30 protein-coding genes are annotated in these 22,496 nt (G+C 39.8%); 4 read left to right on the top strand and 26 right to left on the bottom strand.

Features of this window, described 5'->3' with window-relative positions; genetic code table 11:
- Positions 1-17 precede the first annotated feature (17 nt).
- The 21 genes from IGI80_RS04440 to rpsL all read right to left on the bottom strand — a co-directional run bounded on the left by IGI80_RS04440 (position 18) and on the right by rpsL (position 13,881).
- Positions 18-203 (bottom strand): type Z 30S ribosomal protein S14, encoded by a 186-nt coding sequence (locus tag IGI80_RS04440; protein WP_002356214.1) that lies wholly within the window; start codon positions 201-203, stop codon positions 18-20.
- Between the two features lie 18 nt (positions 204-221).
- Positions 222-761, bottom strand: coding sequence for a 50S ribosomal protein L5 (gene rplE, locus IGI80_RS04435; protein WP_002356213.1), 540 nt, complete (start codon positions 759-761; stop codon positions 222-224).
- Between the two features lie 25 nt (positions 762-786).
- A complete protein-coding gene (rplX, locus tag IGI80_RS04430) occupies positions 787-1,098 on the bottom strand; it encodes a 50S ribosomal protein L24 (RefSeq protein ID WP_002356212.1) in 312 nt (103 codons plus the stop codon).
- Positions 1,099-1,133: 35 nt separating this feature from the next.
- Positions 1,134-1,502 carry a 50S ribosomal protein L14 gene (rplN, locus tag IGI80_RS04425; protein WP_002356211.1) on the bottom strand — a complete coding sequence of 123 codons (369 nt, stop codon included), beginning with the start codon at positions 1,500-1,502 and terminating at the stop codon, positions 1,134-1,136.
- Between the two features lie 57 nt (positions 1,503-1,559).
- Positions 1,560-1,826: a 30S ribosomal protein S17 gene (gene rpsQ, locus IGI80_RS04420; protein WP_002359348.1), complete on the bottom strand. Its 267-nt coding sequence runs from the start codon at positions 1,824-1,826 to the stop codon at positions 1,560-1,562.
- A gap of 23 nt (positions 1,827-1,849) precedes the next feature.
- Entirely contained in the window at positions 1,850-2,038 is a 189-nt protein-coding gene (gene rpmC, locus IGI80_RS04415) for a 50S ribosomal protein L29 (protein WP_002383858.1), read from the bottom strand.
- A complete protein-coding gene (gene rplP, locus IGI80_RS04410; protein WP_002356208.1) occupies positions 2,028-2,462 on the bottom strand; it encodes a 50S ribosomal protein L16 in 435 nt (144 codons plus the stop codon). The genes rpmC and rplP overlap by 11 nt, the downstream gene beginning before the upstream one ends.
- A gap of 2 nt (positions 2,463-2,464) precedes the next feature.
- Positions 2,465-3,121, bottom strand: a complete 657-nt coding sequence (rpsC, locus tag IGI80_RS04405; protein WP_002356207.1) for a 30S ribosomal protein S3 — start codon at positions 3,119-3,121, stop codon at positions 2,465-2,467.
- A gap of 66 nt (positions 3,122-3,187) precedes the next feature.
- Complete coding sequence (rplV, locus tag IGI80_RS04400; protein WP_002356206.1) at positions 3,188-3,535, bottom strand: 50S ribosomal protein L22; 348 nt, start codon at positions 3,533-3,535, stop codon at positions 3,188-3,190.
- Between the two features lie 21 nt (positions 3,536-3,556).
- A complete protein-coding gene (gene rpsS / locus IGI80_RS04395; protein WP_002356205.1) occupies positions 3,557-3,835 on the bottom strand; it encodes a 30S ribosomal protein S19 in 279 nt (92 codons plus the stop codon).
- A 42-nt stretch (positions 3,836-3,877) separates the two neighbouring features.
- A complete protein-coding gene (gene rplB / locus IGI80_RS04390; RefSeq protein ID WP_002356204.1) occupies positions 3,878-4,708 on the bottom strand; it encodes a 50S ribosomal protein L2 in 831 nt (276 codons plus the stop codon).
- A gap of 39 nt (positions 4,709-4,747) precedes the next feature.
- Positions 4,748-5,038 carry a 50S ribosomal protein L23 gene (locus IGI80_RS04385; protein ID WP_002356203.1) on the bottom strand — a complete coding sequence of 97 codons (291 nt, stop codon included), beginning with the start codon at positions 5,036-5,038 and terminating at the stop codon, positions 4,748-4,750.
- Positions 5,038-5,661, bottom strand: coding sequence for a 50S ribosomal protein L4 (rplD, locus tag IGI80_RS04380; RefSeq protein ID WP_002356200.1), 624 nt, complete (start codon positions 5,659-5,661; stop codon positions 5,038-5,040). Before rplD ends, IGI80_RS04385 begins: the two co-directional genes overlap by 1 nt.
- A gap of 25 nt (positions 5,662-5,686) precedes the next feature.
- Positions 5,687-6,316 (bottom strand): 50S ribosomal protein L3, encoded by a 630-nt coding sequence (gene rplC / locus IGI80_RS04375; RefSeq protein WP_002356199.1) that lies wholly within the window; start codon positions 6,314-6,316, stop codon positions 5,687-5,689.
- Between the two features lie 21 nt (positions 6,317-6,337).
- Positions 6,338-6,646 (bottom strand): 30S ribosomal protein S10, encoded by a 309-nt coding sequence (rpsJ, locus tag IGI80_RS04370; RefSeq protein WP_002389727.1) that lies wholly within the window; start codon positions 6,644-6,646, stop codon positions 6,338-6,340.
- Between the two features lie 348 nt (positions 6,647-6,994).
- Positions 6,995-8,161 carry an SAM-dependent methyltransferase gene (locus tag IGI80_RS04365; protein ID WP_002389616.1) on the bottom strand — a complete coding sequence of 389 codons (1,167 nt, stop codon included), beginning with the start codon at positions 8,159-8,161 and terminating at the stop codon, positions 6,995-6,997.
- A gap of 271 nt (positions 8,162-8,432) precedes the next feature.
- The gene (thiD, locus tag IGI80_RS04360) at positions 8,433-9,257 is read right to left on the bottom strand and encodes a bifunctional hydroxymethylpyrimidine kinase/phosphomethylpyrimidine kinase (RefSeq protein ID WP_002364530.1); all 825 of its coding nucleotides are present in this window, start codon (positions 9,255-9,257) and stop codon (positions 8,433-8,435) included.
- 181 nt (positions 9,258-9,438) lie between these two features.
- Entirely contained in the window at positions 9,439-10,626 is a 1,188-nt protein-coding gene (gene tuf / locus IGI80_RS04355) for an elongation factor Tu (RefSeq protein WP_002356194.1), read from the bottom strand.
- Positions 10,627-10,776: 150 nt separating this feature from the next.
- Entirely contained in the window at positions 10,777-12,858 is a 2,082-nt protein-coding gene (gene fusA / locus IGI80_RS04350; RefSeq protein WP_002356192.1) for an elongation factor G, read from the bottom strand.
- Between the two features lie 83 nt (positions 12,859-12,941).
- Positions 12,942-13,412 carry a 30S ribosomal protein S7 gene (rpsG, locus tag IGI80_RS04345; protein WP_002356191.1) on the bottom strand — a complete coding sequence of 157 codons (471 nt, stop codon included), beginning with the start codon at positions 13,410-13,412 and terminating at the stop codon, positions 12,942-12,944.
- A 55-nt stretch (positions 13,413-13,467) separates the two neighbouring features.
- The gene (gene rpsL / locus IGI80_RS04340; protein ID WP_002356190.1) at positions 13,468-13,881 is read right to left on the bottom strand and encodes a 30S ribosomal protein S12; all 414 of its coding nucleotides are present in this window, start codon (positions 13,879-13,881) and stop codon (positions 13,468-13,470) included.
- 344 nt (positions 13,882-14,225) lie between these two features.
- Here rpsL and rpiA point away from each other — a divergent pair, with 344 nt between their 5' ends.
- The 3 genes from rpiA to gpmA all read left to right on the top strand — a co-directional run bounded on the left by rpiA (position 14,226) and on the right by gpmA (position 16,384).
- Positions 14,226-14,906 carry a ribose-5-phosphate isomerase RpiA gene (rpiA, locus tag IGI80_RS04335; RefSeq protein ID WP_438722731.1) on the top strand — a complete coding sequence of 227 codons (681 nt, stop codon included), beginning with the start codon at positions 14,226-14,228 and terminating at the stop codon, positions 14,904-14,906.
- A gap of 41 nt (positions 14,907-14,947) precedes the next feature.
- Positions 14,948-15,523, top strand: coding sequence for a recombinase family protein (locus IGI80_RS04330; protein ID WP_002356188.1), 576 nt, complete (start codon positions 14,948-14,950; stop codon positions 15,521-15,523).
- Positions 15,524-15,697: 174 nt separating this feature from the next.
- Entirely contained in the window at positions 15,698-16,384 is a 687-nt protein-coding gene (gpmA, locus tag IGI80_RS04325) for a 2,3-diphosphoglycerate-dependent phosphoglycerate mutase (RefSeq protein WP_002359343.1), read from the top strand.
- Between the two features lie 56 nt (positions 16,385-16,440).
- Here gpmA and IGI80_RS04320 read toward each other — a convergent pair whose 3' ends face one another.
- From IGI80_RS04320 to IGI80_RS04305, 4 genes are all read right to left on the bottom strand, one after another.
- The gene (locus IGI80_RS04320; RefSeq protein ID WP_002386357.1) at positions 16,441-17,643 is read right to left on the bottom strand and encodes an iron-containing alcohol dehydrogenase; all 1,203 of its coding nucleotides are present in this window, start codon (positions 17,641-17,643) and stop codon (positions 16,441-16,443) included.
- A 113-nt stretch (positions 17,644-17,756) separates the two neighbouring features.
- The gene (locus tag IGI80_RS04315) at positions 17,757-18,761 is read right to left on the bottom strand and encodes a FecCD family ABC transporter permease (RefSeq protein ID WP_033592552.1); all 1,005 of its coding nucleotides are present in this window, start codon (positions 18,759-18,761) and stop codon (positions 17,757-17,759) included.
- Positions 18,758-19,768: a FecCD family ABC transporter permease gene (locus tag IGI80_RS04310; RefSeq protein WP_002359340.1), complete on the bottom strand. Its 1,011-nt coding sequence runs from the start codon at positions 19,766-19,768 to the stop codon at positions 18,758-18,760. The genes IGI80_RS04315 and IGI80_RS04310 overlap by 4 nt, the downstream gene beginning before the upstream one ends.
- A complete protein-coding gene (locus IGI80_RS04305) occupies positions 19,765-20,571 on the bottom strand; it encodes an ABC transporter ATP-binding protein (RefSeq protein WP_002356183.1) in 807 nt (268 codons plus the stop codon). The genes IGI80_RS04310 and IGI80_RS04305 overlap by 4 nt, the downstream gene beginning before the upstream one ends.
- A gap of 230 nt (positions 20,572-20,801) precedes the next feature.
- Between IGI80_RS04305 and IGI80_RS04300 the strand changes: the two genes are divergently transcribed.
- On the top strand, positions 20,802-21,740 hold the full coding sequence (locus IGI80_RS04300) for an iron-hydroxamate ABC transporter substrate-binding protein (protein WP_002368568.1): 939 nt from the start codon (positions 20,802-20,804) through the stop codon (positions 21,738-21,740).
- Positions 21,741-21,777: 37 nt separating this feature from the next.
- Here IGI80_RS04300 and deoD read toward each other — a convergent pair whose 3' ends face one another.
- Positions 21,778-22,485 carry a purine-nucleoside phosphorylase gene (gene deoD, locus IGI80_RS04295; protein WP_002356181.1) on the bottom strand — a complete coding sequence of 236 codons (708 nt, stop codon included), beginning with the start codon at positions 22,483-22,485 and terminating at the stop codon, positions 21,778-21,780.
- Between the last annotated feature and the right edge of the window lie 11 nt (positions 22,486-22,496).

Here is a 22,496-nt window from a genome sequence, read left to right as displayed (position 1 = left end):
TATGCGAGTTTACTTGTTTACCAGCTAGCTTTCTTCACGCCGGGAATTTGACCTTTATAGGCAAGTTCGCGGAAGCAAATACGGCAAAGATGAAATTTACGATAAACTGAATGTGGACGTCCACAACGTTCACAACGAGTATAAGCTTGTGTTGAATGTTTAGCAGGACGTTTGTTTTTAGCAATCATTGATTTTTTAGCCACGTAGTTCGCCTCCTTATATTATTTTTGGAATGGCATACCTAATTGTGCCAACAATTCGCGAGACTCTTCGTCAGTGTTCGCTGTTGTAACAATTACGATGTCCATACCGCGTACTTTATCTACTAAATCATAATCAACTTCTGGGAAGATTAATTGTTCTTTAATACCTAAAGTATAGTTACCACGACCATCGAAAGCTTTTTTGCTGACACCGTGGAAGTCACGTACACGAGGTAAAGAAACTGTTACTAATTTATCTAAAAATTCGTACATTCTTTCGCCGCGTAGCGTTACTTTCGCACCGATTGGCATTCCTTCACGTAAACGGAATCCAGCGATAGATTTTTTAGCTTTTGTGATAAGTGGTTTTTGACCAGTGATTAATGCTAATTCTTCAACAGCTTTGTCTAAGTTTTTAGCATTTGATACTGCATCACCCACACCCATGTTGATAACGATTTTATCAACTTTAGGTGTTTGCATAACTGAGCTGTAATTAAATTTTTCCACCAATGATGGTGTTACTTCTTTAATATATTTTTCTTTCAGGCGGTTCATTCAGTAAGCCCTCCTTCCGCAATTTTTATTTATCTAAAACTTCACCTGTTTTTTTAGAAACGCGGACTTTTTTGCCGTCGACTTCTTTAAACGCAACTTTAGTAGCTTCTCCGTTTGAAGGATCAATCACCATTACATTAGAAACATGAATTGGCGCTTCCACTTCAAGGATTCCACCTTGTGGGGCTGCTTGGTTTGGTTTTTGGTGTTTTTTAACGACGTTGACACCTTCAACGATAACTTTATCTTGTTTAGGAAACGCTGCTAAGACAACGCCTTCTTTGTTTTTATCTTTACCAGTGATAACTTTTACTTTATCGCCTTTTTTAACAAACATTACTGTTTCGCACCTCCTTTAACGTGGGCTCGAGATTATAATACTTCTGGTGCTAGAGAAACGATCTTCATGAAGTTGTTTTCACGTAATTCACGTGCAACTGGTCCGAAGATACGTGTTCCGCGTGGGCTTTTATCGTCACGGATAATTACCGCAGCATTTTCATCAAATTTGATGTAAGAACCGTCAGCACGACGAGCGCCAGATTTTGTACGAACGATAACGGCTTTAACTACTTCACCTTTTTTAACAACCCCACCTGGCGTTGCTTGTTTGACAGTAGCAACAATAACGTCACCGATGTTAGCAGTTTTACGACCAGATCCGCCTAGGACTTTGATCGTTAAAATTTCACGTGCGCCAGAATTGTCAGCGACTCTTAAACGACTTTCTTGTTGGATCACGATGTGTATCCCCCTTTCAGATTTTGTGCTTCAATCTATTAGGAAATTCTCGTTTTATTAGATAATAACTGCTTCTTCGACTACCTCTAGTAAACGGAAACGTTTTGTAGCTGATAATGGACGAGTTTCCATGATTTTTACGATGTCTCCAACTTTCGCTGTGTTGTTTTCATCATGCGCTTTATATTTTTTAGAATATTTCATACGTTTGCCATAGATAGGGTGGTTTTTCTTTGTTTCAACGACAACTGTGATTGTTTTATCCATTTTGTCTGATACCACGCGACCTTGGTAAACTTTACGTTGATTTCTTTCTTCAGTCATACGCGTTTGGCCTCCTTCCACTATTAGTTAGCTTGTTCACGCAATACTGTTTTGATGCGTGCAATCGATTGACGTACTTCTTTAATACGTGCAGTGTTTTCTAATTGACCTGTTGCTAATTGGAATCTTAAGTTGAACAATTCTTCTTTTAATTGTTTTTCTTTATCTAGCATTTCGGCAGTGGTTAATTCTCTGATTTCTTTAACCTTCATTCGATTCACCACCCATTTCCTCACGTTTTACGATCTTAGTTTTTACCGGCAATTTGTGAGATGCAAGACGAAGAGCTTCACGAGCTACTTCTTCAGGAACGCCTGCGATTTCAAACATGATTTTACCACGTTTAACTGGTGATACCCAGCCTTCTGGTGCCCCTTTACCTTTACCCATACGTACGCCGATAGCTTTACTTGTGTAAGACTTGTGAGGGAAAATTTTAATCCATACTTTCCCGCCACGTTTCATGTAACGAGTCATTGCAATACGGGCTGCTTCGATTTGACGGTTAGTAATCCAGTGAGATTCAGTTGCTTGTAAACCCCATTCACCAAATGCTACTTCTTTTCCGCCTTTAGCTTCACCGCGCATTTTTCCGCGGAATTCACGACGGTGTTTTACACGTTTAGGTACTAACATGATTATTTCCCTCCTTTCTCAGTGTTTTTTTTCGTTGGAAGAATTTCTCCACGATAGATCCACACTTTAACTCCTAGTTTTCCGTAAGTAGTGTCCGCTTCTTCCCATGCGTAATCAATGTCCGCACGTAATGTGTGAAGTGGTACAGTTCCTTCAGAGTATCCTTCTGAACGAGCGATATCCGCACCGTTTAGACGACCTGATACTTGAGTTTTGATTCCTTTAGCGCCAGCACGCATTGCGCGTTGGATGGCTTGTTTTTGAGCACGACGGAAAGCAACACGGTTTTCTAATTGACGTGCAATTCCTTCGCCTACTAATTTTGCATCTAAATCTGGTTTTTTGATTTCAACGATGTTGATGTGAACTCGTTTGCCAGTTAATTTGTTTAATTCTTTTCTTAGGTTTTCGACTTCAGATCCGCCTTTACCGATAACCATACCTGGTTTAGCTGTGTGAATTGAAATGTTAACACGGTTTGCAGCGCGTTCGATTTCAATTGTAGATACAGCAGCATCAGCAAGTTTTGTTGCGATAAATTTACGGATTCTTAAATCTTCGTGTAAGAATTCAGCATACTCTTTTTCAGCATACCATTTCGCATCCCAGTCGCGGATGATGCCTACACGCATTCCAATTGGATGTACTTTTTGACCCACTGATTGTCCCTCCTCTTAAATGTTTAAGCTCTGTTTTCATAAAGAAAACAGCCTATTTCATGAGACTTATTTCTCTGTTACAACTACTGTGATGTGACTAGTACGTTTGTTGATTGGTGAAGCTGAACCTTTTGCACGAGGACGGAAACGTTTCATTGTTGGTCCTTCGTTAACAAATGCTTCAGATACGACTAAGCTTTCAACGTCTAAGTCAAAGTTGTTTTCTGCGTTAGCAACTGCTGACATTAAAACTTTTTCAATGATTCCAGCAGACTTGTTCGGTGTGAATTTCAAGATTGAAATTGCATCCGCAACGCTTTTCCCTCTGATAAGATCGATTACTAAACGTGCTTTACGAGGTGAAGTGCGAACTGTTTTTGCAGTTGCTTTAGCTGATGTAATTTGTTCTGACATTTGCATATCCTCCCCTCAAAATTAGCGTTTAGTTTTTTTATCGTCAGCAACGTGGCCACGATAAGTTCTAGTTGGTGCAAATTCACCTAATTTATGTCCTACCATGTCTTCTTGAATGTAAACAGGGACATGTTTCCGTCCATCATATACAGCGATTGTGAAACCTACGAATGATGGAAAAATTGTAGAGCGGCGAGACCAAGTTTTAATTACTTTTTTCTTTTCGGCACCTTGTTGTGCTTCGACCTTTTTCATCAAATGATCATCGACGAAAGGTCCTTTTTTTAAACTACGACCCATGGTGAACCTCCTCTCAAAATGTACGACACATGGTCAAAAAAATTATTTAGTACGACGACGAACGATAAGTTTGTCTGATTTAGCTTTTTTATTACGTGTTTTGTATCCAATTGCTGGTTGACCCCATGGAGATACTGGCGCTTTACGTCCAATTGGTGTTTTACCTTCACCACCACCGTGTGGGTGATCGTTAGGGTTCATTACGCTACCACGAACAGTTGGGCGTTTACGCATCCAACGAGAGCGGCCAGCTTTACCAATGTTGATTAATTCGTGTTGTTCGTTACCAACTGAACCGATTGTTGCACGGCAAGTTGCTAAGATCATACGAACTTCGCCAGAGTTTAAGCGGATTAATACGTATTTGCCTTCTTTACCAAGTACTTGCGCGCTTGTTCCAGCTGAACGGATTAATTGTCCACCTTTACCAGGTTTCATTTCAATGTTGTGGATAACTGTACCAACTGGAATGTTTTCCAATGGTAATGCGTTACCTACTTTAATATCTGCTTCTGGACCAGATACTAGGCGCATGCCTACTTCTAATCCTTTTGGTGCTAAGATGTATGCCTTAACCCCGTCTTCGTAATGAACTAACGCGATGTTAGCAGAACGGTTTGGATCGTACTCGATCGTTTTAACAACCGCTGCGACGTTATCTTTATTACGTTTAAAGTCAATCACACGGTATTGACGTTTGTGACCGCCACCTTGGTGACGAACCGTAATGCGACCGTTGTTGTTACGACCGGCATTGTTTTTTAATGGCTGTAACAATGATTTTTCTGGTGTTGAAGTTGTGATTTCAGCGAAATCAGAACTTGTCATGTTACGACGGCCATTTGTGGTAGGTTTGTACTTTTTAATCGCCACGTCTTATTTCCCTCCTACGTTGATATTGTTCAGGACTGCTTATTCAGCAGCTTCGAATAATTGAATTTCTTTTGAATCTTCAGTTAATGTAACGATCGCTTTGCGACGTTTTTTTGTATAACCTGCATATTTACCCATGCGTTTGAATTTTGGACGCACGTTTAAGATGTTTACGTTTGCTACTTTAACATCGAATGCTGATTCAACAGCTTGTTTTACTAAAGTTTTGTTTGCGCGAGTGTCCACTTCGAAAGTATATTTCTTTTCGTCCATAGCTAACATGGATTTTTCAGTGATCACTGGGCGTTTGATTACGTCTAGTAATTCCATTATGCAAGCACCTCCTCAATTTGAGTAAGAGCTGTTTGTGTTGCCAAGACTTTGTTAGCTGACACAACATCTAACACACTAACGTTATCAGAAGTTACTACAGAAACGTTTGGTAAGTTACGAGCTGATAAAGCTGCAAAGTCGTTACCATTTTCTAAAACAACTAATACTTTAGTATCGATAGACAAGTTAGCAAGAACTTGTTTGAATTCTTTTGTTTTTGGTGCATCGAAGCTTAAACCTTCTACTGCTACCAAGTTATTTTCAGCAACTTTATCTGATAATACAGATTTCATTGCTAAGCGACGAACTTTTTTAGGAAGTTTGTAGCTGTATGAACGCGGTGTTGGTCCAAAGACTACGCCACCTCCACGCCATTGTGGTGAACGGATTGAACCTTGACGAGCACGACCAGTTCCTTTTTGACGCCATGGTTTGCGGCCACCGCCACGAACAGCGCTACGGTTTTTAACTGCGTGTGTTCCTTGTCTTAATGAAGCACGTTGCATGATGATTGCATCATAGACAACACTTTCATTAGGTTCGATTCCGAAGATTTCTTCATTTAAAGTGATTTCACCGTTTTGAGTTCCATCTTGTTTGAATAATGCTACATTCGGCATTCCTTAGTTCCTCCTTTCCCTACACTTATTTAGCTTTCACAGCTGATTTGATTGTGATTAAAGATTTTTTCGCTCCAGGAATGTTTCCTTTGATTAAGATAACATTTCTTTCTACGTCCACTTTAACAACTTCAAGGTTTTGAATTGTTACGCGGTCGCCACCCATACGGCCGGCTAGTCGTTTATTTTTAAATACACGGTTAGGCGCTACTGGACCCATTGACCCAGGACGACGGTGATAACGAGAACCATGAGACATAGGTCCGCGGCTTTGGCCGTGACGTTTGATTGCCCCTTGGAATCCTTTACCTTTCGTAGTACCTGTAACATCAACAACGTCTCCTGCTTGGAAAACATCTACTTTGATTTCTTTACCTACTTCATATTCTCCTAGCTCAACATTCTTGAATTCTTTAATGAAGCGCTTAGGAGCCGTGTTTGCTTTTGCAACATGACCTTTCGCAGGTTTGTTTGATAAAACTTCACGTTTGTCTTGGTAACCAACTTGGATAGCTTCGTATCCGTCAGTTTCAACAGTTTTTACTTGTAAAACTACGTTTGGCGTAGCTTCAACTACTGTTACTGGAATTAATTCACCAGACTCAGTAAAGATTTGTGTCATTCCCACTTTTTTCCCTAAGATTCCTTTGGTCATGAGTACACCTCCATCTTAATTTTATAGTTTGATTTCAATATTAACACCAGACGGTAAGTCAAGCTTCATTAGAGCGTCAACTGTTTTTGGTGTTGGGTTCACAATGTCAATTAGACGTTTGTGAGTACGCATTTCGAATTGTTCGCGAGAATCTTTGTATTTATGAGTCGCACGAATAACTGTGTAAAGTGAGCGTTCTGTTGGTAATGGAATCGGACCTGATACGTCAGCTCCAGTTCTTTTTGCTGTTTCCACAATTTTATCCGCTGATTGATCTAAAATACGGTGTTCATACGCTTTTAAACGGATACGAATTTTTTGTTTTGCCATCTTGTTCCCTCCTTCGCCTATTTTAAAAGTAGACATAGCTCCACGAAAATTTATCCGGCATGCTCGTTCATGGCAAAGCGTCCGAGCGTGTCGCAACCTCTCGCTTCACAGCCGGCAAATCAAATCGTTGATCTACCAATGCTTTTTACACTCCTGTAAACAGCACCTTTTTGATTATACTATGAAAGGATAGTGTTAGCAAGGATTTTCTGCGTTTTTTTGAAAGAATTTTTTCTTGTTTTGAAAAGCATTTGTTTTGTTTTTCAATTCTTTTCATTCTATTTTTATAAAAAAAGAATTTGAGATTCTTTTTTTACCAGAATCTCAAATTCTTTCTTTTTTATTCTATTAACCAATCCGGCGCATTGGAATATCATTGTTATCTGGATGAACCAATAAATATTGAATAACATCAATATTGCTTGCTTGGAATGAGGCTGCACATGCTTGCAAATATAAGTCCCACATTCGATAGAAGCGCTCGCCTTTTTCGTCAACAATTTCTGTTTCTATATTATGGAAGTTTTTTGTCCAATGTTCCAACGTCAATTGATAATCTCTGCGCAAACTTTCCAAGTCAATCACTTGCAAGTCGTTTTCTGTCATATGGCCGACTAGCTCAGTGACACCAGGAATATAGCCACCTGGGAAAATATAACGATTAATCCAAGCATTTTTAGCCCCACCTTGTTGGCGACTGATCCCATGAATCAACGCCGTACCTTTAGGCGCTAAATTTCGCTGAACGACATCAAAATATTCATGTAGATTTTCCGCACCGACATGTTCAAACATCCCAACACTCGTAATATGGTCAAAAGACTCTCCTTTTAAATCACGATAATCCATCAATTTGACAGTCATTCGATCTTGTAGACCTTCTTTTTCTATAATATGGCGAATATGATGAAATTGCTCTTCACTTAATGTAATCCCAGTTGCTTTGGCTCCATATTCTTTCACCGCAGTTAAAATTAACGTGCCCCAGCCGCAGCCAATATCCAGTAAAGTGTCGCCCTCTTTGATAAACAATTTATCTAAAATATGATGAACTTTATTCACTTGCGCTTGTTCTAATGTATCTTCAGGCGTTTTAAAATAAGCACATGAATACGTCATTGTTTGGTCAAGCCATTTTTTGTAAAAATCATTTCCTAGATCGTAATGGCTGTGAATATCCTCTTGCGAACGTTTTTTTGAATGACTTTCTTTAGGAAGCCATTTAATAAATTTAGCATTGTGTAAAAAGCTATCCTTTTGGTTATACACATCATAAATCAGCGCTTGGATATCGCCTTCGATTTCAATTTTGCGATCCATGTAGGCTTCCCCTAAAGTTAACGAAGCGTTATTCAGTAAATCCTTCACAGGAATTTTTTCATTGAATACAATTTTAAAAACCGGATCCCCCGACCCTTGCCCATACTCTTTGACGGTACCATCCCAGTATGTGACTTGTGTCTTTTTTGAAAAAGACCATTTAAACAGTTGACTGTACGTTTCTTTTTCTAACATTGCATTCCCTCCATTAAATACCATTTGAAGCCAAAACAAAAAGAAGTCGCTTTCCGGTAGTTCGTCAAAACAAACACCACAGTCCGTTCTAAACTGAAGCACAGAAAAGTTATCACCCCTTCTATGTTCCGCTTCTTTTTTTGCAATTACAGTTCTATTCTACTCCTCTTTTAAAAATTTGAACATTCTTTTAACGTAATACCTACTATTGTTATTCTTTATCACAAAAAAACTAGAGCCAGTCCTTGACAGACTCCTCTAGTTCTAAATATTATGCTTTCTTACGCATCCGTTGTTCCGCATGAGTGTAAGCGCCATGCCATACGTGCCCCACATAAGGATTAACTTGAATACCGTGTTTAATCGCCGCTGCTACAAATTTTTTTGCTAAAGTTACTGCTTCTAACACCGAATAACCTTTCGCCAAGCCAGCTGTGATTGCCGCTGAAAAAGTACAACCTGCACCATGATTATAATCAGTAGGATATAATTCATTTTCCAAAAGATGCGCGGTGTGACCATCGTAAAACAAGTCCAGTGCTTTTTCACCAGCTAAGCGATGTCCCCCTTTAACCACGACATGCTTGGCTCCCATTTGTACAATTCGTTTTGCCGCTTCTTCCATCTCCGCCACGGAAGAAATTTCGCCTAAACCAGATAAGATGCCCGCTTCAATTAAATTAGGCGTGGCCACTAATGCTAATGGCAGTAAATCGTTTTTTAGGCCTTCCACACTTTTGGGTTGCAGAATTTGTGCCGTGCCCTTACAAGCAATGACTGGGTCAATCACGACTTTTTGAATTTTCTCTTGTTTAATGTATTTGCTAGCCATTTTAATATTTTGTTCATTGCCCATCATCCCTGTTTTCAAAGCCGCTACTGGACCGCCTGCAAAAACCGAAATCAATTGTTTTTCTAAGAGCGTTTCTGGCAATTCAGTTACTTCATGTGACCAACCTGTCGTAGGATCCATCGTCACAATCGAGGTTAAACTTGAAAATCCAAAAACTCCATACTCTTCAAATGTTTTTAAATCTGCTTGAATCCCTGCCCCTCCAGTTGAATCGGAGCCTGCAATCGTCAATACTTTTTCCATTAAATCACCTAACCTTTTTCTCCAAGTATACTGAAGAAACAAGTCTGCTAAAACAGCCAATTGGCTTATTTTTTAGCCAGCCAATTTCTAAACAAAAAAAAGACCAGAGAATAAATTCTCTGGTCTTACGTCCGAATACCCCAGTTTTTTACGCTGGTTAAAGCTATAGTTAAAAAGTTAATTATTTAACGATTTCAGTAACAACGCCTGAACCTACAGTACGTCCGCCTTCACGAATAGAGAAACGAGTTCCGTCTTCGATAGCGATTGGGTGAATTAATTCAACGTCCATAGCAACGTTATCACCAGGCATTACCATTTCAGTACCTTCTGGCAATTCTACAACACCAGTAACGTCTGTTGTACGGAAGTAGAATTGAGGACGGTAGTTAGTGAAGAATGGAGTGTGACGTCCGCCTTCTTCTTTTGATAATACGTATACTTCAGCTTTGAATTTTGTGTGTGGAGTGATTGTAGCTGGTTTAGCTAATACTTGTCCACGTTCGATATCTTCACGTGCTACACCACGTAATAAAGCACCGATGTTGTCGCCTGCTTCAGCGTAGTCTAATAATTTACGGAACATTTCAACACCTGTAACAGTTGTTTTAGATGTTTCGTCTTTAATACCAACGATTTCAACTTCGTCACCAACGCGAACTTCACCACGTTCAACACGGCCTGTAGCAACAGTACCACGTCCAGTGATTGAGAATACGTCTTCGACTGGCATCATGAATGGTTTGTCAGTATCACGTTCTGGAGTTGGGATATATTCGTCAACTGCAGCCATTAATTCTAAGATTTTTTCTTCATAAGACTCGTCGCCTTCTAAAGCTTTCAAAGCAGAACCTGCGATAACTGGAACATCATCGCCTGGGAAATCGTATTCTGATAATAAGTCACGAACTTCCATTTCTACTAATTCTAATAATTCTTCGTCATCAACCATATCCATTTTGTTTAAGAATACAACGATGTATGGTACACCAACGTTACGTGATAATAAGATATGTTCACGTGTTTGAGGCATAGGACCATCAGCAGCAGAAACTACTAAGATAGCTCCGTCCATTTGAGCAGCACCAGTGATCATGTTTTTAACGTAGTCCGCGTGTCCTGGGCAGTCAACGTGTGCATAGTGACGAGTTTCAGTTTCATATTCGATATGAGAAGTGTTGATTGTGATTCCACGTTCTTTTTCTTCTGGAGCGTTATCGATAGAATCGTAGCTTTGTGCTTCCCCGCCACCGTGTTTTGATAATACAGTAGCAATTGCAGCTGTTAATGTAGTTTTACCATGGTCAACGTGTCCGATAGTACCAATGTTAACATGGGATTTAGAACGGTCAAATTTTTCTTTTGCCATTTTGAATGTTCCTCCTAAAAATATAAATTTTATTGTTTGTTTTATATGTGATAGACGTTACTAAAAATCGTCTGATCATCATAAGCTATTTTACACGAAATCTTGAAAAAAGGATAGTTCTAAAAACAAACCTTTTATTCTCAAGGAAAATTATGCGTTGCCGCCGTTTTTCTTGATGATTTCTTCTTGAACAGACTTAGGTACGTCTTCATAGTGGTCAAATACCATCATAAATGTACCGCGTCCTTGTGTTGCTGAACGTAATGTTGTAGCATAACCAAACATTTCAGCTAAAGGTACCATCGCATTAACGATTTGAGAGTTACCGTGTGCTTCCATACCTTCAACACGTCCACGACGACTTGTTACGTGTCCCATGATATCACCTAAGTAATCTTCAGGAACAGTAATTGTAACTTTCATCATTGGTTCTAAAATAACTGGGTTTGCATTTTTAGCCGCAGCTTTCAATGCCATAGAAGCAGCTACACGGAAGGCCGTTTCATTTGAATCGACATCGTGGTATGAACCATCGTAAAGTTTTGCTTTGATATCAACTAATGGATAACCAGCAAGAACACCGTTGTTCATAGAGTCTTCTAACCCTTTTTCAACTGCTGGGATGTATTCACGAGGAACCACACCACCGACAATTGCGTTTTCAAACTCGAAGCCTTTACCTTCTTCATTTGGTGTAAATTCAACCCATACGTGACCGTATTGTCCTTTACCACCAGACTGACGAACGAATTTACCTTCTGCTTTAGTCGCAGCACGGAATGTTTCGCGGTAAGATACTTGAGGAGCACCTACGTTAGCTTCAACTTTGAATTCACGTTTCATACGGTCTACTAAAACGTCTAAGTGCAATTCACCCATACCAGAGATAACTGTTTCACCAGTTTCAACGTTTGTTTCAACGCGGAATGATGGATCTTCTTCAGCAAGTTTTTGTAGAGCCACGCCCATTTTATCTTGGTCAGCTTTTGATTTAGGTTCAACAGCGACTTGGATAACTGGGTCAGGGAATTCAATAGATTCAAGAATAACTGGTGCATCTAATGCACATAATGTATCACCAGTTGTTGTGTCTTTTAGACCAACAGCAGCAGCGATATCACCAGAGTACACTTTGTCAATTTCTTGACGAGTGTTGGCGTGCATTTGTAGGATACGACCGATACGTTCTTTTTTGCCTTTTGAAGCGTTCAATACGTATGAACCACTTTCAAGGACACCAGAATAAACACGGAAGAAAGTTAAACGACCTACGAATGGGTCAGTCATAACTTTAAATGCTAATGAAGCGAAAGGTGCTTCGTCATCAGCTGGACGAGTTGTTTCTTCGTCTGTTTTAGTATCGATCCCTTTGATAGCATCGATATCTAATGGAGATGGTAAGTAATCAAGAACAGCGTCCAACATTAATTGAACCCCTTTATTCTTGAATGCTGAACCAGCTAATACAGGGAAGAACTCAACGTTGATTGTTGCTTGACGGATACCAGCGACTAATTCTTCTTCAGTGATTTCTTCACCTTCAAGATATTTCATCATTAAGTCTTCGTCAGTTTCAGCAACAGCTTCAACTAATTTTTCGCGCCATTCTTGCGCTTTTTCTAAATAATCTTCAGGAATATCAGTTTCTTGAATATCTGTTCCCAAATCATTTGTGTAGATTTCAGCTTTCATTTTAATCAAGTCAATGATTCCAGTGAAGTCTTCTTCAGCTCCGATTGGAATTTGAATTGGATGAGCGTTTGCTTGTAAACGATCATGTAATGATTCTACTGAATAGAAGAAGTCCGCACCGATTTTATCCATTTTGTTACAGAATACAATACGAGGAACTTTATATTCAGTCGCTTGACGCCAAACAGTTTCTGTTTGAGGTTCTACACCTGATTGAGAGTCAAGAACTGTTACCGCACCATCTAATACGCGTAGAGAACGTTGTACTTCAATTGTGAAGTCCACGTGTCCTGGAGTATCGATGATATTTACACGGTAGCCTTTCCACTGTGCAGTTGTCGCAGCGGATGTAATCGTGATACCACGTTCTTGTTCTTGTTCCATCCAGTCCATTTGTGAAGCACCTTCATGGGTTTCACCGATTTTATGGATTTTACCAGTGTAGTACAAGATACGCTCAGTTGTTGTTGTTTTACCAGCATCAACGTGGGCCATGATACCAATGTTACGAGTTTTTTCAAGTGAAAATTCTCTTGCCATTTTGTATGTTTACTCCTCTCTTTATTTAAATCGATTGTAAATTGACTTTCTGCTGCCACTTTACGCGACAGACAGAGAGGATCTTACCAACGATAATGAGCAAATGCGCGGTTTGCGTCTGCCATTTTGTGTGTGTCTTCGCGTTTTTTAACAGAAGCGCCAGTGTTGTTAGCAGCATCCATGATTTCTTTCGCTAGACGTTCTTCCATTGTGTGTTCACCACGTAGACGTGCGTAGTTAACTACCCAACGTAAACCTAAAGTTGTACGACGTTCTGGACGAACTTCAACTGGTACTTGGTAGTTAGAACCCCCAACACGACGTGCTTTAACTTCAAGAACAGGCATAACGTTTTTCATTGCTTGTTCAAAAACTTCCAATGGATCGTTACCTGTAGATTCTTTGATGATATCAAATGAATTATAGATAATGTTAGCAGCAATCCCGCGTTTACCGTCAACCATTACACGGTTGATTAAGCGAGTTACTAATTTTGAGTTATAAATTGGATCTGGTAAAACATCACGTTTTGCAACAGGACCTTTACGAGGCATCCGTAACTCCTCCTTCCGAAATATGATTTTTCAAGTTGTTATTGTCTTATTATAATTAAGCTTTAGGACGTTTTGTACCGTATTTAGAGCGGCTTTGTTTACGGTCGTTAACACCGGCAGTATCAAGCGCACCACGAACGATATGGTAACGTACCCCTGGTAAGTCTTTTACACGTCCACCACGTAATAATACCACGCTGTGTTCTTGTAAGTTGTGACCGATACCTGGGATATAAGCTGTAACTTCGATTAAGTTTGACAAACGAACACGGGCATATTTACGTAAAGCTGAGTTCGGTTTTTTAGGTGTCATCGTACCCACACGTGTACAAACTCCACGTTTTTGCGGAGAGTTAACGTTTGTTTGAGTTTTCTTAAAACTGTTATATCCTTTGTTTAAGGCTGGTGAATCAGATTTTTCTACTTTAGATTTACGAGGTTTACGTACTAATTGGTTAATTGTAGGCATTCCTTGTTCTCCTCCTTCCTTACTTCGCTTCTAGTTCCACACATCCAGGTGGTTCTTTTTTCGCGATAAAAAATAATGCAATCTCTGCACTCTTTATCAAATATGCTTTGATAGACAGTCAGCACGTCCCTATAAGGAACCTGTAGATAAAGCACCTTTGTTAGGATACCACGATAAGTATCAGCTGTCAACCCTCTTCTTTCGCCTTTCGAAAAAAAGATTTTCCTTCTATTTAAACGTACTTTTCCTTTAAAAATTTTTATGACTTTTTCAAAAACTTTCTATCTTTTTTAGTTAAATAACGGTACAATATCTTTGACTATTGAAGGGGGCGGAAAACAGCGATGAATCTGAAACAAATGGTAGGAATCGAAGCTGCAAAATATGTAGAAGACGGCATGATTGTCGGTTTGGGTACTGGCTCAACAGCAAAATTTATGGTAGACGAAATTGGTCGTCGCGTAAAAGAAGAAGGATTGTCAATCGTAGGGGTTACTACTTCAAAAGAAACAGAGAAACAAGCCTTGGCCTTGGGCATTCCTTTAAAGGGTATTGATGAGGTTCCGTATGTAGATCTTACGATTGATGGCGCCGATGAAATCAGCGCTGATTTTCAAGGAATCAAAGGCGGTGGCGCTGCCTTACTTTTTGAAAAAATTGTGGCCACTTATTCAAAGAAATGTATTTGGATTGTGGATAAATCAAAAATGGTGGACGATTTAGGAGCTTTCCCACTTCCCGTTGAGGTTGTTCCTTATGGCAGCCGCCAACTAGTGCATTTATTTGAAGAAAAAGGCTATCACCCAACACTTCGTTTAAACGCTGCTGGCGAAACATTAATAACAGATGGAGGCCACCATATCATCGATTTGCATTTAGAAAAAATTACAGATCCAGAAGCTTTAGGTTCTTATTTATACAACTTGGTTGGCGTCGTTGAACACGGCTTATTTTTAAATATGGTTTCTATGGTAATCGTCGGTTATGAAGATGGACCGAAAACCTTACATGTTCCCGCACGTTAAGAATGTGTGAAAAAAGATTATTTATATAGGAAGGATAATATATGAAACGAATTGGTTATGCACGCACAACTATTATTGAAGACGATTTAAAAAATCAACTAACCACTCTCCAATCGTTTGGTTGTGATGATATTTTCCAAGAGACATTTGATCCTCAAGCGGAGATCAGTGTCTTAGACGAAGTCGAAAAACTTCTTTCTGCTGGGGATACACTTATTGTTTGTAAATTGCACCATTTAGGTAAAACAACCCGCCAATTAACAGACTTTATGAAAATGCTAAAGGAAAAACAAGTTGATTTTGTCAGCATTTCAGAAGGAATTGATACTCACCTTCCAACAGGTGAAGCCTATTTCCAATTAATGGAGAGCTTATCCGCGATGGAATGTGCACTAATTAAAGAACGAACACTCGTCGGGCTCCACAAAGCTCGTGAAAACGGAAAAGTAGGTGGACGTCCAAAAATCGATGGACGCACCGTCCGCAAAATCCGTGCATTATATTACGAAAACAAAGAAACAATCCAATTTATTTCTAATAAATGCGGCGTTTCGGTGGGCACTTGTTATAAGTACATCAATTTACCTGAGACAGATGTCGAGAGGTTGTATTCCTAAGAATAAAAAAGAAGTCCTTCAGATGGGGCTTCTTTTTTGATTCGATTTCACTCTAATTTTTCAGCAACTTTCACGTTTTTTTACTATTTTCCATTGGAAATCTTGCGCAAAACGGTGTACAATAAACGTGGAAATCTTATTTTCAGAAAACTAAACTCAAAGGAGAGCTTATACATGCCAAAATTAGTTTTTTCTCGTCATGGACTTAGCGAATGGAATGCCTTAAACCAATTTACTGGATGGGCTGACGTAGATTTAGCACCTGAAGGTGTTGAAGAAGCAAAAGAAGGCGGCCGTAAAATTAAAGAAGCAGGCATCGAATTCGACGTTGCTTATACTTCTGTTTTAACTCGTGCCATCAAAACTTGTAACTATTTACTAGAATACTCAGATCAATTATGGGTACCTCAAATCAAATCTTGGCGCTTAAACGAACGTCACTATGGTAAATTACAAGGACTAAACAAAAAAGAAACTGCTGAAAAATACGGAGACGAACAAGTCCACATCTGGCGTCGTTCTTACGATACTCTTCCTCCATTAATGGAAGCAACAGATGAAGGTTCTGCAGCAAACGACCGTCGTTATGCAATGTTAGACCAACGCGATATTCCTGGTGGCGAAAACTTGAAAGTTACTTTGGAACGTGCATTACCATTCTGGCAAGATGAAATTGCGCCAGCTTTAAAAGACAACAAAACTGTCTTAGTAGCGGCTCATGGTAATTCATTACGTGCTTTAGCTAAACACATCGAAGGCATTTCTGATGAAGATATTATGGATCTTGAAATCCCAACAGGTAAACCATTAGTTTATGAATTAAACGATGATTTAACTGTGAAAGAAAAATACTACTTATAAGAACTTGTTTCTTATTAACAAAAGCGGTTTGCCAAGGCAAACCGCTTTTTTATGGATTAAATAAATTGACTTTCGGTTAAACAATCTTTATAAATCGCTACTATGTCCGCTACATCCAATGGTACATAAGCCTTTTCAGCAATTGCACTATGGGCCACAGCTTGTTGTGCCATTTCTTCAAATTTATCTGCTTCGATGCCAACTTCTGGTAATGTCATTGGAATGCCACAAGCCACAAAGTAATCATACAATGCTTGAATACCTTTTTTCGCTGCTACTTCCTCTTCTTGTTCGACTATTCCCCAAACATTTCGAGCAAACTGTGCAAATTTGCCTACGGTTTGTTCAGACAAAACGTAATTCATCCAACGAGGCGTTAAAATTGCTAAGCCAATCCCATGCGTAATGTCATAAAACGCACTTAATTCATGTTCCATTGGGTGACAAGACCAAACACCTTGTTTGCCGCGCCCTGTTAACCCATTTAAGGCTAAACTACTTGCCCACATTAAATTAGCACGTGCATCATAATCTTCTGGATTTTCTAAAGCAATAGGACAATTTTTGATAACCGTTCGCATTAAGCCTTCTGACACAAAATCTTGGACGTCCGTGCCTGTCGAAATACTAAAATAGTTTTCAATCAAATGACTGAAAATATCCGCTGAGCCAGCTGCTGTTTGATTTTGAGGAACCGTAAAAGTATTCGTTGGATCCAAGAACGAAACTTTTGGAATCATATTCGGACCACCAAAGCCTAATTTTTGATTGGTTTCTAAGTTAGAAATGACAGCACCTGCGTTCATTTCACTACCTGTCGCTGCTAAAGTCAAGATGGTCACGATTGGTAAAGCAGGACCAGTATACCCTTTTCTGGCTGCAATAACTGTCCAGATATCTTCTTCCGAATAAAAGCCCGCAGCAATTGCTTTGGAACAATCAATGGTCGAACCACCGCCAACTGCTAAAATAACATCGACTTGGTTTTCTTTACACAACTCAATTCCTTTTCTAACGGTTTCAATGCGCGGGTTTGGTTCGACACCGCTCAACTCAATCAATGTATGCCCGTTTTTTTGGGCCAAATCAGTAATTTGTTGGTACAAGCCATTACGTTTGATACTACCGCCACCATAAACAAGTAAGACATTTTTGCCAAATTGATCTAACACAGCAGGTAATTCGTCTAAACGATCTTTCCCAAAACGGATGTCTGTTGGTACATAAAAATTAAAGTTTTCCATTCTTTCATCCTCCATTCAATGCTCTTACGCATTTATCATACTATTTTTTCAAAAATCCGCCAATCAAAAAGCCGAGCAAATGACAGTTGCTTTCACAACGATCGCTTGACCCAGCTTTTGATTCTTTTTTATAACGAATCGCTTGTTTTGATTAACAAATAAAGAAAATAAGGCGCACCGATGATCGCAACAATAATCCCTGCAGGCATTTCTCCATTGCCAGGCAATAGCCGACCAATCGTATCACTAACCAATAAAAGCAAACTCCCAAACAACGCCGCCAATGGCAATACCTGTTTTTGTTGCGTAAAACCACATTTGCGAGCAATATGTGGCGCAAGTAAACCTAAAAAATTAATTCCCCCTGTAACGGAAATCGCTGAAGCCGCCAACATCACCGCTAACAGCAACGAAACGATTCGTTCTTTTTTCACAGCAATACCTACAGAAATAGCTGTTTCGTCCCCCAATTGTAAAATATCCAACAGACGATGACGCTTCATCGCAAAAAAGAACCCGATGACTAGCCAAGGCAACAAAGCGCCCACAAAGAACCAATTACTGCCCCAGATACTGCCTGCTTGCCACATTGTAACAAAACGGTACTTTTCAGTGTCAATTTTTGATGTAATTAATAAGGTGAGTGCTGAAATACCCGTACTCAAAATGACACCCGCTAAGACCATTCGAACTGGCGTCAATCCTAAACGATGATGATACGCGATTACCAAAATCCCAACAGCCGCTAGCAAGCCGCCAACTAAGGCCACGAGTGGAAGTGCAAACGTTGTGATACTTGTCGTCTCAACAAAACTAATAAACAAAATCACTGCCAAACCCGCACCCGCATTAATGCCTAAAATCCCAGTATCTGCCAACGGATTCCGAGTAATCCCTTGAAGAATAGCGCCGCTTAAGCCTAAAGCTGCGCCCGCCAGGACCGCAAGCACAATCCGTGGTAACCGAAAATCCCAAACTAACAGTTGTTTGGCCTGACTTCCCTGTCCCAAAAGAAGGGCTTTTAAATCCATGAAGGAAACAGATAATTCCCCTTGCGTTAAACTGATACAAGCAGTTAGGATAATCCCAATTATTAAGATAGCCACCCAACGGGACACTTTTTTCTGTGTCATCCTAGTTGCCCTCCTTTACGAAATAAATAAAGAAAGAATGGGATGCCAATTAAGGCCGTGATAATCCCAAATGGTGTTTCAAAAGGCGGATTCACCATTCGAGCGATTAAATCTGCCACCAAAACGAGGAGCGCACCGCCTAACGCCGAGAACGGAATCAAGCGACGGTAATTTTCTCCAGAAACTGTTCGCATCACATGAGGCACCACCAAACCAACAAAACTGACCGAGCCAACCAGCGCCACAGACAATCCTGATAAAAGCAAAATCGTTATACTGGCGAACAACCGAATACGCTGCGGATGTCGCCCCAAACCAATTGTTGCATCATCGCCAAACCGTAAAATAGTCACCGACGGACTAATCAGAATTGCTAATGCAAATGCGCCCAGAAAGATCGGGACGACTATTTTTAATTGTGCCCAAGAAATAACGCTGACACCGCCAAGAAACCAAAACGTTAACTCTTGACTCAAATTGAACTGAATGGCTAAGAATTGACTAAATGATAAAAAAAGGGCACTAATACCAGCTCCCACTAAGGTCAGACGCATGGGGCTTGCTCCTCGAATTGAATGATTAGAAAGATAATAAATCAGTGCCACACTCACGCCAGCACCAAGAAAAGAAACAACTAAAAGCCACCAATAACTTGCCTGAGGGAGGAAAGCAAAAACAAGCGCTAAGCCCAAGCCAGCCCCAGCATTGATACCCAGCAAGCCAGAATCTGCCAATGGGTTTTGCGTAATCCCTTGCGCTAACGCCCCACTCACCGCTAAACTTGCCCCCACAAAAGCGGCCCCTAAAATCCGCGGCAACCGAACCGTTTGGATGACTTGATGCGCTTGATTGGTCGCATCGAAGTGCGTAAATGATTCAATAATCGTTTGAATCGAAACCGACGTCGCACCAAACATCAATGACAGAAGCATTGTCCCCAGTAGCAAAAAAAGACAGACAAGCAACACTTGCCATTGGTGTCTACAAAATCCGCTTATGCCTTTCATCCATCCAGCTCCATTTCCATCAACTCATAAGAAAGCACTAGTGGCCGCTGTGTCTGACTATGATAACTAATTTCTGCTTGAATAGCGAAAACATCTGCTAAGCCAGTAACAGTAATCACTTCTTGCGGTGTTCCCTCATTGATAATCTTTCCCTCTTTCATCGCAATCACGCGATCAGAAAAACGAGAAGCTAAATTAATATCATGAATCGTCATCACGATAGTTTTCTGATGTTCTTGATTAATTCGTTTTAACACATTTAAAATTTCTAGCTGATGCGCTGGATCCAAATAGGTGGTCGGTTCATCTAAAATTAAAATATCTGTATCCTGCACTAGCGCCATAGCAATCCAAACCCGTTGACGTTGTCCACCTGATAAAATCGCCACAGACTCTCTAGCTAATTCAGTTAAGCCTGTTAATTCTAATGCCCATTGTATGTACTCTTGATCTTCTGTGGTGACACTTTTCCAGCCCGATTGATATGGATACCGCCCGAAAGAGACGAGGTCAAAAACAGATAAATCGATTGTATTTTCTGGCGTTTGTGATAAGATCGCTAGTTCTTGCGCCACTTCTTTTGAAGAAAAATGTTGAAGTTCTTGGTTCTTAATGAACACCTTGCCTTTCTCAGCTGGCAAAATACGCGCAAGTGTTTTTAACAAGGTCGATTTGCCACAACCATTTGGTCCAATAATACTTGTAATAGTTCCCGCTTCAAATGAACAGTTCAGCGCTTCACTAATCACTTGACGACCATATCCTGTAGTTAAGTCCTCTGCCTCTAAATAATTCATAACCATTCCTCTTTAATTTTTCTGTCGTTATTTTACATTTATTGAGAATCGTTCTCACTCATTGTTCCTTGATTATAAAAGACCCTTCCTTAAAAAGCAATGTTTCTTCCAATCAAAAAAACGAATTATCTAAAAAATGCAACTTATTTGCTCAAAAAAGCAAGCGATGATTGACAAACGGTCGTTTTTAAATGATAATGAGAATCGTTATCAACTAAAAATAAAGGAGTTACACAATGAAACTTTTAAAAAAGACGGTCCTAATTGGTACAACCCTTCTTCTTGGTTCATTCTTACTCGCAGCTTGTGGTAATACGAATAAAGAAGCCAACAACGCTGACAAAACACATGAAGTAACAGATACCTTAGGCAATAAAGTAACCGTCCCCGCGAAACCCAAACGGATTATTGCGAGTTATTTAGAAGATTATCTAGTTGCATTAGGAGAAAAACCAGTGGCACAATGGACAGTTGGACAAGGCAGTATTCAAGATTATTTAGCGAAAGAATTGAAAGATGTCCCCACTATTTCCTATGACTTGCCATATGAAGCGGTTCTAAAATTTGAACCTGACTTATTATTAATCAGTTCATCTGCTCTAGTTGAAGGCGGTAAATACAAAGAATACAGTAAAATTGCGCCAACTTATGTAGTCAAAAACGGCGAAAATGTCACTTGGCGTGATCAATTGGAAGATATTGCCACTGTTTTAGATAAAAAAGAACAAGCGAAAAAAGTGTTAGAAGATTATGATACCTTAACCAAAGGCGTCCAAGAAGACCTTGGCAAAAAAGATGCTGGCAAATCTGCGGCAGTCTTATGGGTAACCAACAACCAAGTCTTTATGGTTAGCGATAATCGCTCAAGCGGAACCGTGCTCTATCAGGACTTAGGCCTCCAAGTTCCAAAATTAGTGGAAGAAATTTCTAAAAACGCCAATGCGGATTGGAATCAAGTTTCTTTAGAAAAATTAGCTGAGCTTGACGCAGACCACATTTTCCTTGTAAACAGCGATGAATCAGCACCTCTTTTCCAAGAAGCAATTTGGAAGAACTTACCTGCTGTGAAAAATAACCAAGTTCATACCTATGATAAAAAAAGTAGTTGGTTATACAACGGACCTATTGCGAATACTCAAATTGTTGAAGATGTAAAAAAAGCGCTCTTAAATTAAAAAAATGCTTGGATGAAAATAATCATCCAAGCATTTTTTAATTAGCAATTGCCGTTTCTAAACCAACTTCAATCATTTCATTAAACGTCGTTTGGCGTTCTTCTGCCGTTGTTTCTTCGCCTGTCACCAAGCTATCACTCACCGTCATAATCGCCAATGCTTCTACATCAAATTTTGCTGCTAAATAATATAACATTGCCGCTTCCATTTCAATCGCTAATACCCCGTATCGACCTAAACGAAAGACATCATCTAAGCTATCTTTGTAAAAAACATCATCTGACAATACGTTACCAACATGGGTAGTAAAGCCTTTTGCTTTAGCAATTTCGTAAGATTTGAGTAAAAGGTCGAAGCTCGCAATTTGTGGAAAATCATATTTAGGAAAATCATTGCGAATCGCGGAAGAAGGCGTCGCTGCTGCTTGTGCGATAACTAATTCACGAACGTTGACTTTTTCTGAAATAGAACCACACGTACCAACACGAATTAACTTCTTCACATTGTAAGAGTTAATTAACTCATGGGCATAAATACCTGCTGAAGGCATCCCCATCCCTGTTCCTTGGACCGAAACACGCTGTCCCTTATACGTTCCTGTGTAACCTAACATTCCACGAACTTGATTATAGCAGACAGGATTCTCTAAAAAAGTTTCCGCAATATATTTTGCTCTGAGGGGATCCCCTGGTAGTAAAATTTTATCGGCAATTTCACCTGGTTTTGCTTCGATATGCACACTCATTCTGGTTTACT

The sequence above is a fragment of the Enterococcus sp. DIV1420a genome (genome assembly GCF_051712165.1).
Classification (GTDB): Bacteria; Bacillota; Bacilli; order Lactobacillales; family Enterococcaceae; genus Enterococcus; species Enterococcus faecalis.
This window is presented reverse-complemented; position numbering and strand designations above follow the sequence as displayed.

Coding starts and splice junctions, on each gene's coding strand:
- rplE (WP_002356213.1), bottom strand. CDS start 761: ATGAACCGCCTGAAAGAAAAATATATTAAAGAAGTAACACCATCATTG.
- rplX (WP_002356212.1), bottom strand. CDS start 1,098: ATGTTTGTTAAAAAAGGCGATAAAGTAAAAGTTATCACTGGTAAAGAT.
- rpsQ (WP_002359348.1), bottom strand. CDS start 1,826: ATGACTGAAGAAAGAAATCAACGTAAAGTTTACCAAGGTCGCGTGGTA.
- rpmC (WP_002383858.1), bottom strand. CDS start 2,038: ATGAAGGTTAAAGAAATCAGAGAATTAACCACTGCCGAAATGCTAGAT.
- rplP (WP_002356208.1), bottom strand. CDS start 2,462: ATGTTAGTACCTAAACGTGTAAAACACCGTCGTGAATTCCGCGGAAAA.
- rplV (WP_002356206.1), bottom strand. CDS start 3,535: ATGTCAGAACAAATTACATCAGCTAAAGCAACTGCAAAAACAGTTCGC.
- rpsS (WP_002356205.1), bottom strand. CDS start 3,835: ATGGGTCGTAGTTTAAAAAAAGGACCTTTCGTCGATGATCATTTGATG.
- IGI80_RS04385 (WP_002356203.1), bottom strand. CDS start 5,038: ATGGAATTACTAGACGTAATCAAACGCCCAGTGATCACTGAAAAATCC.
- rplD (WP_002356200.1), bottom strand. CDS start 5,661: ATGCCGAATGTAGCATTATTCAAACAAGATGGAACTCAAAACGGTGAA.
- rplC (WP_002356199.1), bottom strand. CDS start 6,316: ATGACCAAAGGAATCTTAGGGAAAAAAGTGGGAATGACACAAATCTTT.
- rpsJ (WP_002389727.1), bottom strand. CDS start 6,646: ATGGCAAAACAAAAAATTCGTATCCGTTTAAAAGCGTATGAACACCGT.
- IGI80_RS04365 (WP_002389616.1), bottom strand. CDS start 8,161: ATGTTAGAAAAAGAAACGTACAGTCAACTGTTTAAATGGTCTTTTTCA.
- thiD (WP_002364530.1), bottom strand. CDS start 9,257: ATGGAAAAAGTATTGACGATTGCAGGCTCCGATTCAACTGGAGGGGCA.
- tuf (WP_002356194.1), bottom strand. CDS start 10,626: ATGGCAAAAGAAAAATTTGACCGTTCTAAATCCCATGTTAACATTGGT.
- fusA (WP_002356192.1), bottom strand. CDS start 12,858: ATGGCAAGAGAATTTTCACTTGAAAAAACTCGTAACATTGGTATCATG.
- rpsG (WP_002356191.1), bottom strand. CDS start 13,412: ATGCCTCGTAAAGGTCCTGTTGCAAAACGTGATGTTTTACCAGATCCA.
- rpsL (WP_002356190.1), bottom strand. CDS start 13,881: ATGCCTACAATTAACCAATTAGTACGTAAACCTCGTAAATCTAAAGTA.
- rpiA (WP_438722731.1), top strand. CDS start 14,226: ATGAATCTGAAACAAATGGTAGGAATCGAAGCTGCAAAATATGTAGAA.
- IGI80_RS04330 (WP_002356188.1), top strand. CDS start 14,948: ATGAAACGAATTGGTTATGCACGCACAACTATTATTGAAGACGATTTA.
- gpmA (WP_002359343.1), top strand. CDS start 15,698: ATGCCAAAATTAGTTTTTTCTCGTCATGGACTTAGCGAATGGAATGCC.
- IGI80_RS04320 (WP_002386357.1), bottom strand. CDS start 17,643: ATGGAGGATGAAAGAATGGAAAACTTTAATTTTTATGTACCAACAGAC.
- IGI80_RS04315 (WP_033592552.1), bottom strand. CDS start 18,761: ATGACACAGAAAAAAGTGTCCCGTTGGGTGGCTATCTTAATAATTGGG.
- IGI80_RS04310 (WP_002359340.1), bottom strand. CDS start 19,768: ATGAAAGGCATAAGCGGATTTTGTAGACACCAATGGCAAGTGTTGCTT.
- IGI80_RS04305 (WP_002356183.1), bottom strand. CDS start 20,571: ATGGTTATGAATTATTTAGAGGCAGAGGACTTAACTACAGGATATGGT.
- IGI80_RS04300 (WP_002368568.1), top strand. CDS start 20,802: ATGAAACTTTTAAAAAAGACGGTCCTAATTGGTACAACCCTTCTTCTT.
- deoD (WP_002356181.1), bottom strand. CDS start 22,485: ATGAGTGTGCATATCGAAGCAAAACCAGGTGAAATTGCCGATAAAATT.